We start from the raw sequence: 9,343 nt of genomic DNA on the forward strand, positions 1-9,343 counted from the left end.
TGGGCTTTTCGTCGACGATCCGTCAGCGCGCGAGGCTGCTGCTGCTGGAGGTTTGGGCGGTGATGTTCTGCAGGCCGCGGTCGAGAAAGCTGATCATCCAGGTGAAGCTGTCGTCGACGGAGGCGTCGATCTGGAACCCGCCAGCTGCTTCCTGGGTCGAGAACCCGTGCAGGGCGCTGCGGAGCATCCGCAGAGCGTGGATCTCCTGACCGGAGTCCAGGTGGTAGCCGCGCAGCATGGCCGCCCAGGAGGCGACGACCCGTTCGACGGCGGGGATGATCGGGTCGTCGGGTCCGGTCGGGCGGGACGAAGCAGCATCGGCGGCCGCGTACTGGCCGGGGTGTTCGAGCACGTAGGTCCGCATCGCCTGGGCGCCGGCGGCGAGGGCGTCGCTGCCGGCCCGGCCCTGGATGGCGTCGCGAATGGCGTCAGCGAACTGGGCCATGGCCCGGACCGCGATGCGGTGGACCAGGTCGGCCTGGCTGGTGATGTGTTTGTAGAGCGCGGGGGTCTTGACTCCGAGCCGTTCGGCGAGCAGGCCCATGCTGAGGTTCTCGAAGCCGATCTCGTCGATCAGGGCGGCGCCGGCCTCGGTGACTGACAGCGGGGTGAGCCGGGCCCTAGGCATTGGCCAGCGTCTTGTCGAGGAAGGGCCGGGCCAGCGCGAGGACCTGATCCGGTGTCTGGGCGTGCAGGTAATGGCCGGCGCCCTCGATGACGGCGAGCTCACCGAGACCGGCGGGCAGGTCAGCGATGATCTTGTCACCCTCGGCGCGGGGGTCGGCCCAGTCGGGGTCGAGGCTGCCCTCGACGACCAGGACCGGGCAGGTGACCTTGGCCAGCTGCGCGCCGGCGTCGCTCGGGCTGGTCTTGCACATGGCCTGCAGGACCTTCATCCGGCCGGGCTCACTCAGCTTCGCTTCGATCCGCGTCAGTTCGGCGTCCCAGTCGGCCGGCTTGACCGGATACGCCACGTCGAGGTACTTCTTCCAGCTCGCCAGACTTCCTAGGACCATGACCTGCGCCATCTGGCTGTAACCGGTCCGGAAGCGTTTCACCCGCATCAGCCCGCCGAGGTCGAAGGGCTGTACGCGGGTGAACGGCGCCAGCTCGATGACGCCGTTGATCAGGTCGGGCGCGGTGGCTGCCGCGATGGTCGCCGCGCCGCCGCTGATCGAGTGGCCGATGATCACGGCGGGGCCGCCGAGGTGGCGCACGACGGCGACGAGGTCGCCCGCGATGTCGGTGCGGCTGTAGCCGTCCCAGCCCAGGCCGGAGTCGCCGCAGCCGCGGAGGTCCACGTTGGCGACCCGGTACCCGGCGTCGGCCAGGGCCGGAGCGAGGAAACGGTAGGAGTGCCGACTGTCGCCGATGCCGTGCGCCAGGACGACGAGGGGGCCCCGCCCGGACACTTCATAGGCGAGGTTGTTGCCGGCGATGCTCAACGACTCGGTCATGACGACCTCCACAGAATTGGTTAACGGCGCTTGCTGTAGGTTAAAGCCGTTAACCATGAAGGTCAAGCGATCTTCGTCGACGTCTCCTCTCCCCGGCGCCGTCGGCGAACCAGCCCTAGCCTCGGACGGGTTCGCCGAGCGTGGCCCGGTGGGCCGCGACGGCGGTCCGGGTCTCCTCGGCGATCAGGTCGCCGTTGATCACCGCGCCGGCCATCAGACCGGCGGCGGCCGAGGAGATGACCTGGGCCATCGGGTTGGCGACGTTGCCGGCGACCCAGACCCCGGGCACCTCGGTCGCGCCGTTCGGGTCGGCCGGCACGTGGGTGGCGACGACGACGTCACCCATCCGCATCTCGGCCACCGGCAGCCCCAGGTCGCTGAGCAGAGCGGCGTTGGCCGCGAAGAACGGGGCGACGACCAGCGCCTGCAGCGGAACCGTCTCGCCGGAACTCAGCCGGACTCCGCTCAACCGGTCGTCGTCGTCGATGACGAGCTCGACCACTTCCCCCTCGGCCACGGTGATGCCGCGGGCGGCCAGTTGCTCGGCCTGCTCCGGGCCCGGCTTCGGGCCGGTGTGGGTGAACAGGGTCACCGTGTCGCTGAGCTGCCGGAACATCTGCGCCTGGTGCAGCCCGCCGGCCGCGCCGGCCAGGACCCCGATCGCCTGGTCGCGCACCTCCCAGCCGTGGCAGTACGGGCAGTGCAGGACGTCGCGCCCCCAGCGCCCGGCCAGGCCGGGCACCGAGGGCAGCTCGTCGGACAGGCCGGTGGTCACCAGCAGCCGCCGCGCGGCGACGGTGGGGCCGTCCTGCACGTCGACGAGGAACCCGTCCTCCGGCGACGAGTCGGTGCCCGGCTGCCGGGGCCGGGCCGGGCGCAGGGCGGTGACGCGTCCGTCGAGCACGTGGGCGCCGTAGCCGATGGCCTCCGCGCGTCCGTCGGCCAGCAGCTGCGCCGGCGCCACGCCCTCGCGCCCGAGGTAGTTGTGGGCGTGGCCCGCCGTGGCGTTGCGGGGCTCGCCGGCGTCGATGACCAGGACGCTGCGCCGCGAGCGGGCCAGGGCCACCGCCCCGCTCAGCCCGGCCGGTCCGCCGCCCACGATCACCACGTCGTACTTCTCGCTTACCTGCTGCGTTGTCACGCCGGCCCCCTCCTGCCGCGGTGCCGGATGCCCCGCGTCGAGACCGACAGTGCATCGCACCTCGCACGATGGCCAACAACCTTTGCGGAAACGGCAAATTCCGGAGGGTCTCAGCGGTTGGTGATCGCGACGTTGTCGAAGTCGGCTGCGGCGTTGTAGACGCGCACCCCCGAAGCGCCCGCGGCGTACGTACCGTCCGTGACCGTGATCCTCGGGTTTGCCAGGTCATCGACGAAGACCTTGAGGGAGCTGCCGACCGCCTCGACGCGCAGGTGATACCGCGTCCCCGGGGTGATGGACAGGGAGGCGGCGCCCAGCCGGGTCCAGTTGTTGTCGGCCTTGCCCAGCACGACCTGGCCCGCCGGGGAGATGCCCGCGTAGTAGCCGCGGTAGCTGTCGGTGCCGACGGCGGGGGAGGTGGCCCGGAAGACCAGGCCGGCGTCGCCCCCGGTGGAGGTGACCGTGACGTCGGCGTCGTACACCGCGTTCGTGTGGTTGTCGGTCAGCAGGGATTTGCCGCCGTAGGAGTGCTGGGCCCGGTACTGCCCGCCGGTGGCTGTCCAGGACCCGCCGTACGTCTTCCAGCCGACCCCGTTGTTGTCGTCGAAGTTGTCCTTGACCAGCATCTTGATCCGCTGGATGGTGCCGTCGGCGTTGAACTGCATCCGGTCGTACGCCAGGAACCGGGCGTTGCCGTCGGTCTCGCCCAGCGGCCGGCGGTGATAGAACGTGTACCAGGTGTCGGAGCCCGGGATGTTCAGGACCGCGTTGTGGCCCGCGCCCCGAGCCACCGCGGCGTCCTGCGCGAGGATCTTGTCGAGACGCCGGAACGGCCCGATGGGGGAGTCCGACATGGCGTAGGCGACGGAGTAATCGGGACCGGTCCAGCCGCCCTCGGACCACATCAGGTAGTACGTGCCGTTGCGCTTGAGCATCTGCGGGCCCTCGACGTAGCCGGCCGGGGTGATCTCCTTGTGGACGGTGCCGTCGGGGAACGTGCCGAGGCTCGTCATGTCGCTGTTCAGCCGGGCGACGTTGGCGTGCCCGTGGCCGCCGTAGTAGATGTAGGCCTGCCCGTCGTCGTCGATGAACACGTCCTGGTCGATCGGCTGTGCCCCGTTGAAGAAACGATCGATGAGCGGCCGGCCGATGGCGTCCACGTAGGGACCCTCGGGCCGGTCCGCGACCGCGACGCCGATGCCACCGAGCTCGGCGGCGCTCTGGATGTCGTTCGCCGCGAAGTACAGGTAGTACCGGCCGTTGCGCTGGATCGGCGCGGGCGCCCAGACCGCCTCCTTCGCCCAGGAGACGTTCGCGGTGGTCAGCACGTTCGGGTGCTTGGTCCAGCTGACGAGGTCGGCCGAGGAGAAGGCGTCCAGGTACGTCTGCTCGGCGTAGCTGCGCGAGGAGGTCGGGAAGACCCAGTACCGGTCGTTGTAGATCGCCACGTCGGGGTCGGCGTACCGGCCGTCGACGAAGGGATTGCCCGCCTCCGCGGTCGAGTAGGCGGGCGGCGCCGCGGTCGAGTGGGCGGGCGGCGCCGCGGTCGAGTAGGCGGGCGGCGCCGCGGTCGAGTAGGCGGGCGGCGCCGCGAGGGCCGGGACGGCGAGCAGGGCGGCCAGGGCCGCGGCGACAGTTCCCACGAGTTCCTCCATCGACATCCAACGATGAATGATGAAGCTTGTTTACTGGTGTGGGAACCTGTCGTCAAGTGGTGCGGCCTGATCGCGCCTCAGACGTCGGCCGTGCAGGAGGCCGGCGGGCTCAGGGTGTCGACGAGGCGGGTGGCGGCGGGGACGTGCTTCGCGTACGCCCTCGGGTAGGCCGACACCTGGACGGCCTGGGCCGCCTCGGTCATCCGCATCTGCTGCCAGCCGTCGACGGTGAGCAGCTTGTCGTAGAACTTGCCGGTCTGGTACGCCGGGTCGGACAGCTGCTCGGGCGATCCCCAGCCCTGGCTCGGGCGCTGCTGGAACAGGCCGATCGAGTCCCGGTCGCCGCTCCGCAGGTTGCGCAGCCGGGACTCCTGCAGGGCGGTGGCGATCGCGATCACCTGGCCCTCGACCGGCACCCGGCGCCGGGCGCCGATGGTGACGATGAGACGCGCGTGGGCCAGTTGCTCGGCACTCCAGTCGCCCGGGGCCGATGCGGCCGCCGAGGTGGGTGGGCAGGCCGCGTCGGCTCGGAGCAACGGACTGACGGCGAAACCGGCCACCACGGCGAGAACGATCACGAACAACGCGCGCACGGCGAAGGGGCACCTTCCGGTCGGGGATCCGGCGAAGGGTACCGGCCCGGATCATGGCCGGGGAACAAGGCCCGGTCCGGCGATGCTGAAATCTTCGTGATCGACTCCGAACCGCGATTGTCTCTGCTCGACCGTTCCCGTACCCGCGTCGGCGAGGCCGACTGGGAGGCGCTCCGGAGCACGGTGACCCGCGCGGCGAACGCCGAACGGCTGGGCTACGACCGGTTCTGGGTCGCCGAGCACCACGGGGTTCCGGGGATCGCGGGCGCGGCCCCGGCGGTGCTCCTCGCGGCCGTCGCCGGCGCGACGACGACCATCCGGATCGGCTCGGCCGGGGTGATGCTGCCCCACCACCAGCCGCTCGTCGTCGCCGAGCAGTTCGCCACGCTGACCGCTTTCGCGGCCGGCCGGGTCGATCTGGGCGTGGGGCGCTCGCCCGGTTTCACCGCCCCCGTACGCCGGGCGTTGCGGCAGACCGAGCCCGACTTCACCGCGGATCTGACCGAGTTGCTGGGTTTCCTCACCGGCACGGCCGAGATCAGCGTGCACCCGCAGCCGCGGGGCGCGGTCCCGCTGTACGCGCTGGCCACCGGGAGCGGCCTGCGGGTCGCGGCCGAGCTCGGGCTGCCGGTCGTCGTGGGCGGTCCGCTGCTCGGGGTCGGCGGCGACCCGGCACCCGGGCTGTCGGCGCTGGCCGAATACCGGCGCGCCTTCCGGCCGTCGCCGCGGCAGCCCGGGCCGTGGGTCGGGATCAGCCTCGACGTGCTGGTCGCCGACACCGCCGCCGAGGCCGCCGACCTGCTGCTGCCCGAGGCCTGGGCGATGGCCCGCAGCCGTACGGCCGGCGTGTTCCCGCCGCTGGAACCGGTGGAGGCGGTCCGCGCCGCCGCCCGGACCCCGCGCCAGCAGCAGTACCTGGAGCAGACCGTCGCGGCGGCGATCACCGGCACGCCCGCTCAGGTCGAGAGCCGGCTGGCCGAGCTGCTCGACCGCACCGGGGCGGCCGAGCTGGTCGCCGCGGGCAGCACGTTCGACCGGGCCGCCCTGGCCGCGTCGGATTCCGCGCTGGCCGCATTGTTCGGCCGGGCAACCCACTTCGGGACCGCGCGTCCATAGTGGAAGGCCTATGCTGACGACCTCATCGGTTTCCGGGAGGACGCGCGTGTCGAACGACGAACAGCGGTATCCGGACGTGGACACTTCCGTCCCGCAGACCGCGCGGATCTGGAACTACCTGCTCGGCGGCAAGGACAACTTCGCCGTGGACCGGGCGGTCGCCGACCAGATCCTCGCCGCCCAGCCCGAGCTGGCCGAGCACGCCCGCCTCAGCCGCGACTTCCATGGGCGCGCCGTGCGCCACCTGGCCGGTGCGGCCGGCGTCCGCCAGTTCCTCGACATCGGCACCGGCTTGCCCACGGCCGACAACACCCACCAGGTGGCCCAGTCCGTGGCGCCCGACAGCCGCATCGTCTATGTCGACAACGACCCGCTGGTCCTCACGCACGCCCGCGCGCTGCTCACCAGCCGACCCGAGGGCGCCACGAGCTACGTCGACGCCGACATGCACGACATGGAGCTGGTGCTGCGCGAGGCGGGCCGGACGCTCGACTTCTCGCAGCCGGTGGCGGTGCTGTTCATGGGGGTCCTCGGTCACGTCGAGGACGACGCCGTCGCGCAGACCATGGTGGGCCGGGCGATGGACGCGGTCCCGGCCGGCAGTCATCTCGTCCTGTGCGACGGCACCGACATCACTCCCGAGGTGGTGGACGCGGCCCGGATCTGGAACGAGTCGGCCGCCCTGCCGTACCACCTGCGCAGCCCGGCCCGCCTGGCCCAGCTCTTCGACGGTCTCGAGCTCGTCGACCCGGGTCTGGTGTCGGTCACCCGGTGGCGGCCCGACACCGAGGTGCGCGAGATCGACCAGTACGGCGGTGTCGGCCGCAAACCGTGAGCTGACGGGTCAGGGCTTGCGGGCCACCCCGCCGTAGACGGAAACCTGGTCGTCCGAGGGTGCCGGCTGACCGGTGGGGTCGCCCAGGTCGGGCCGCCAGGCGGGCAGGATCTGCAGGCCCGGGTCGACCAGGTCGAGCCCGGTGAAGAACCGCTCGATCTGCGGCCGGGGCCGGACCTTCATGGTGACGCCCTGGCGCCGGTAGACCTCGGCCACCTGCTCCCACGCCTCCGGGCGGAAGTCGCCGGTCAGGTGGGACAGCGCGAGATAGCTGCCCGCCGGCAGCGCGGCCAGGAGCCGCTCGACGATCGTCCACGGGTCGTGCTCGTCGCCGACGAAATGCAGCACCGCGATGAGCAGCAGTCCCACCGGGCGATCGAGGTCGAGCGCGTCGGTCGACGCCACCGAGTCGAGGATCGCGTCGATGTCGCGCAGGTCGGCGTCCAGATAGTCGGTACGGCCGTCCGGGTGGCTGGTCAGCAGCGCGCGGGCGTGTGCGAGCACGATCGGGTCGTTGTCCACATAGACGATCCGGGAGCGGGGGTTGATGCTCTGGGCCACGTGGTGCACGTTCGGCGCGCTCGGTATGCCGGTGCCGATGTCGAGGAACTGGTCGATGCCCTGCTCGGCCAGGAAGCGGACGGCCCGGCGCAGGAACAGCCGGTTCTGTTGCGGGGGGATCCGGCTGTCCGGGTTGGCCTGCAGGCCCTTCTCGGCCGCGGCCCGGTCAGCCGCGAAGTTGTCCTTGCCGCCGAGCAGGTAGTCGTAGACCCGGGCCGGGTGCGGCCGATCGGTGCGCAGGTCTCGCTGGGTTTCGAACGGCTGGGTCTCGGACGGCTGGGTCTCGGACGGCTGGGTCTCGGACGGCTGGGTCTCGGACGGCTGAGCCATGTTCACGGTCCCCTTCCGGCGGCCGCACGAGACGTGGGCCGATCCCTGCGGAAATACTAGGGACCGGCCGCGTCGCCGTCGAGGTACCGGACGGCGCGACTATGGTCGGACTCGTCGCGTCCGAGAACATCCGGCCCTTCCCGCCGGCGCGATCCCGTCGCGCCGAGAGGACACCCGATGCACCCACGATTCGCCGAACTGGCCTGGGCCCCCACCGGTATCGGGGAGATCAGCCTGCGGCGGCGGCTCGACCCGACCACCGAGACCGAGGTGTACGAGGTCAAGCTCGGCGACGAGTACCTGATGTCGAGCCTGTTCACGGTGGCCGAGGAGGAACTGGCCCGGCTCACCCTGGCCACCCTGCCCGGCGCCCCGCTGGACGTCGTCGTCGGCGGTCTCGGTCTCGGCTACACCGCCCGCGCGGCTCTGGCCGACGACCGGGTCCGGTCGATGACCGTGGTCGAGGCGCTGGGCCCGGTGATCGACTGGCATCGTCAGGATCTGCTCCCCGGGGCCCGCAGCCTCACCGCCGACCCCCGCACCACGCTGCTCGAGGGTGATTTCTTCGCGCTGTTGCGGGACGGCGCCGGCTTCGACCCGGCCGATCCCGGCCGCCGCTTCGACGCGATCCTGGTCGACATCGACCATTCCCCGGTCAACGTGCTGGCCCCGGCCCACGCCGACCTCTACACCCCGGCCGGCCTGGCCCGGCTCGGCCGGCGACTGCGTCCCGGCGGCGCCTTCGGCCTGTGGTCCGACGACGCCCCCGAGGACACGTTCCTGGCCGTCCTGCGGCAGTCCTTCGCGACGGTGGCCGCCCACGTGGTGCCCTTCGCCAATCCGCTGACCGGTGGCACCTCGACCAACACCGTCTACGTCGCCACCACGGCCGGCCCCGGCCCGCGCCCCTGATCAGTGGTGGCCCGGCTCCGGGATCGCGCCGGCCGCACGCGGCTCGGCCCGCAGGAAATCGGCGAGATCGACCAGGTGCAGCACGGTGCCGACCAGCGGCCGTACGTTGATCAGGCGGACAGCCGCGTCCTGGGCAGCCGCGTGCCGGTAGATGGTGATGAGCGCGGTGACGCCGGCCGCGTCGAGAAAGTGCATGCCGGCCGCGTCGAGCACCACGTGCGCGGGAGCGTGCCGGTCGATGGCGTCTATGACGGTTCCCTGCAGAAGGGGTGCGGTGGCCATGTCGACCTCCCCGGCGACGGTGACTCCCAGGGTCCCGTCACCTCGTGAGGTCACCTCGACGGCGAGTGGTGACCGCGTGTCCCGCTCGAAGTTGTTCACATCACACCGCTCTGACGTAGGCGTGCCGGAATCGGCGGCACGGTGTTCGCGAAGCTCATCGCCGGGTGATGCGCGACGTCGACCGACGGCACAGTTTATGTCATAAACTCCGATCGGCAAGACGGGCGGTGAGGGCCGGAAGTGAATTATTGACGTTCATGGTCGACGGGCCGCGTCGTCGTGGGTGATACGGATTGACGGCTCTGTGCGGCTCGGCGCCGGACCGTGGGTCATCCAGGGCCCCGGCAAAGTCGTTAGATGATGCCGAGTAGGGCCAGCGGGCGGTTGCTGTCACGGGCGTAGTGGCGGTTGGCGGCTGCGATGTTGGTGATTCCTGCGGTGCGTATGGCTCCGATGGCGGC

At 71.3% G+C, this 9,343-nt stretch carries 10 protein-coding genes; 3 read left to right on the plus strand and 7 right to left on the minus strand.

What is annotated here, in order from left to right; all coding sequences use genetic code 11:
* Positions 1 to 22: 22 nt before the first annotated feature.
* The 5 genes from HJC40_RS34685 to HJC40_RS34705 form a co-directional block, all read right to left on the minus strand.
* The gene (locus tag HJC40_RS34685; RefSeq protein ID WP_250007647.1) at positions 23 to 628 is read right to left on the minus strand and encodes a TetR/AcrR family transcriptional regulator; all 606 of its coding nucleotides are present in this window, start codon (positions 626 to 628) and stop codon (positions 23 to 25) included.
* Positions 621 to 1,457 carry an alpha/beta fold hydrolase gene (locus tag HJC40_RS34690; RefSeq protein ID WP_250007648.1) on the minus strand — a complete coding sequence of 279 codons (837 nt, stop codon included), beginning with the start codon at positions 1,455 to 1,457 and terminating at the stop codon, positions 621 to 623. The genes HJC40_RS34685 and HJC40_RS34690 overlap by 8 nt, the downstream gene beginning before the upstream one ends.
* 115 nt (positions 1,458 to 1,572) lie before the next feature.
* Complete coding sequence (locus HJC40_RS34695; RefSeq protein ID WP_250007649.1) at positions 1,573 to 2,598, minus strand: NAD(P)/FAD-dependent oxidoreductase; 1,026 nt, start codon at positions 2,596 to 2,598, stop codon at positions 1,573 to 1,575.
* Positions 2,599 to 2,708: 110 nt separating this feature from the next.
* Positions 2,709 to 4,241, minus strand: a complete 1,533-nt coding sequence (locus tag HJC40_RS34700; protein WP_250007650.1) for a glycoside hydrolase family 43 protein — start codon at positions 4,239 to 4,241, stop codon at positions 2,709 to 2,711.
* 89 nt (positions 4,242 to 4,330) lie between these two features.
* The gene (locus HJC40_RS34705) at positions 4,331 to 4,846 is read right to left on the minus strand and encodes a peptidase M23 (protein WP_250007652.1); all 516 of its coding nucleotides are present in this window, start codon (positions 4,844 to 4,846) and stop codon (positions 4,331 to 4,333) included.
* A gap of 96 nt (positions 4,847 to 4,942) precedes the next feature.
* On the opposite strand from HJC40_RS34705, the gene HJC40_RS34710 reads away from it, so the two are divergent.
* Both HJC40_RS34710 and HJC40_RS34715 read left to right on the plus strand, forming a co-directional pair.
* Positions 4,943 to 5,962 carry an MsnO8 family LLM class oxidoreductase gene (locus HJC40_RS34710; RefSeq protein WP_250007653.1) on the plus strand — a complete coding sequence of 340 codons (1,020 nt, stop codon included), beginning with the start codon at positions 4,943 to 4,945 and terminating at the stop codon, positions 5,960 to 5,962.
* Positions 5,963 to 5,972: 10 nt separating this feature from the next.
* Complete coding sequence (locus tag HJC40_RS34715) at positions 5,973 to 6,797, plus strand: SAM-dependent methyltransferase (RefSeq protein WP_250007654.1); 825 nt, start codon at positions 5,973 to 5,975, stop codon at positions 6,795 to 6,797.
* A gap of 9 nt (positions 6,798 to 6,806) precedes the next feature.
* Here HJC40_RS34715 and HJC40_RS34720 read toward each other — a convergent pair whose 3' ends face one another.
* Positions 6,807 to 7,688 carry an SAM-dependent methyltransferase gene (locus HJC40_RS34720; protein WP_250007655.1) on the minus strand — a complete coding sequence of 294 codons (882 nt, stop codon included), beginning with the start codon at positions 7,686 to 7,688 and terminating at the stop codon, positions 6,807 to 6,809.
* Between the two features lie 177 nt (positions 7,689 to 7,865).
* Here HJC40_RS34720 and HJC40_RS34725 point away from each other — a divergent pair, with 177 nt between their 5' ends.
* Positions 7,866 to 8,600, plus strand: a complete 735-nt coding sequence (locus tag HJC40_RS34725; protein WP_250007656.1) for a spermidine synthase — start codon at positions 7,866 to 7,868, stop codon at positions 8,598 to 8,600.
* Here the strand turns inward: HJC40_RS34725 and HJC40_RS45750 are convergent, their stop codons facing one another.
* The gene (locus HJC40_RS45750; protein WP_308200981.1) at positions 8,601 to 8,981 is read right to left on the minus strand and encodes an STAS domain-containing protein; all 381 of its coding nucleotides are present in this window, start codon (positions 8,979 to 8,981) and stop codon (positions 8,601 to 8,603) included.
* Between the last annotated feature and the right edge of the window lie 362 nt (positions 8,982 to 9,343).

The sequence above is a fragment of the Actinoplanes sp. M2I2 genome (genome assembly GCF_023544445.1).
Classification (GTDB): Bacteria; Actinomycetota; Actinomycetes; order Mycobacteriales; family Micromonosporaceae; genus Actinoplanes.